Origin of the sequence: Staphylococcus sp. HMSC077D08 (assembly GCF_001837945.1) — a bacterium.
Lineage (GTDB): Bacteria > Bacillota > Bacilli > Staphylococcales > Staphylococcaceae > Staphylococcus > Staphylococcus epidermidis.
Genome location: NZ_KV834747.1, coordinates 1 through 1,692, shown reverse-complemented (window position 1 = coordinate 1,692; position 1,692 = coordinate 1).

Sequence of the window (1,692 nt, the reverse complement as noted above, 5' to 3'; positions counted from 1 at the left end):
CGATAAGTCATTTTATGTAATGATAGTGAGATCTATTTCTATAATATCTAGAGGCAAAAGAGATACTTTATAAGTATATTTCAAGTTTATTATAGTAATTAAACACATCACTATAAGTAAATAAATTTACTTGTTTACTAGTATATAAGTTTATTAGTAAACTATTAAACTAGTTTACTAATAACTATATGACAGATTTATATGCGATATACAATTTAAAGTATTTCCTTAATCTCCTGAAAATATAGCAATAAATAGTTTTCCCTGTTGTCATATAATATACGATGACTTTTACTAAGTGGTTTTACGTCTATATAAGTATTAAAAAGTAATAATAGCGAACTTGATTTTAGTAAAATAAAGGTAACTTCAAATTTTTCTCAATCATTCAAACAACAATCAATTCTTCTTTTGAACCTCACTTAAAATTAAATTTTCAATTTCACTTTTAATAGCATTATTAATTTTATTCTTATTTACCTATAATACTTTTTTAATACCTTTTAAAATCTAATATGCTTTTCTTTACTCCTATATACTCTAAAATTTGCATCATTTTGTTTAACAGCTTTCCTAGTAATTTTCGCTTTAAACATTAGAAAATTGATGATGATTTATGTTTTCTTTAGCTTTAATTTATAGGAGAAAAATCATGATTCTTTTAATTTATGAAATCTTATTATTTTTAATAATTTCATTCTCATATTTTTTAATTCAAACTGGTTTTATGAACATACATTTTGGAATCTTAGCTTCAATATTCGAAATGTTTACAGCAAATTTGTTTATGTATTACATGCTTCTATATAAAAGGCCAGAATACAATGACAAGAAAATCTTTAAGATTTTTATAAACTTAATCAATCTCGTAATAATTATTATTAGCTTAATAATACTTAATTTATTAACTGTAAAATAAGTACAGAATTAGAATTGAAATTAATGTATTAACGTTGATCTTTGAAGCTCTTAACAATTTTCAAACTTATAAAATTGTCGACTAAATCGCTCACACCATACGACATTCATCTTAAAATTTAGTTAAGCAGACTCACAACATTATTAAAATTTCTTAGCATAAATGCGCGCTCTACTTTTGTTTTTACGCTTGTCTAACATATGAAAAAACGGCGCATAAATCTTACAAAAATTAATCAAAATATTCCATTATTTCGCTCGATTATTTAACAAGACCCCCTGAAAAAATGCAGAAATTGTTAATGACTTAGAATGAATTTTATATCGAAAACGTATACTAATTTTCGGTGTAATTACTTAAATAAAAACATAAACTTTTAAATTTAGATAACGCTGAAGATGGTAATTTAATTCAAACAATTGATAAAGAAAAAAACATTCAATTACAGAAATTGGGCACTTCGAAAACAAAATTATCTCTAAAAAAATAGGGAGCTTTAACTAAAAAAGCTAGTGTTTGTTATTGAAAAGTCGTAAAAAAGAATGGGTACAAAATGGGTACAGATACAATATGTAGGGGAACATTTTGGGTACAAGCACAATTTATAGGGGTACATTTTGGGTACAAACACAAAATTTAGGCACCAAAAGAAAGACTCTGAAACCTTTGAAATGTCTGGCTTCGCCAGACCTACCTTTATAAAAGGTGGCAAATTTCCCTTATGCTCTTAACTCATGATTTGGGTTCAAATCAAAATTTTGGTGTTTTAAAAG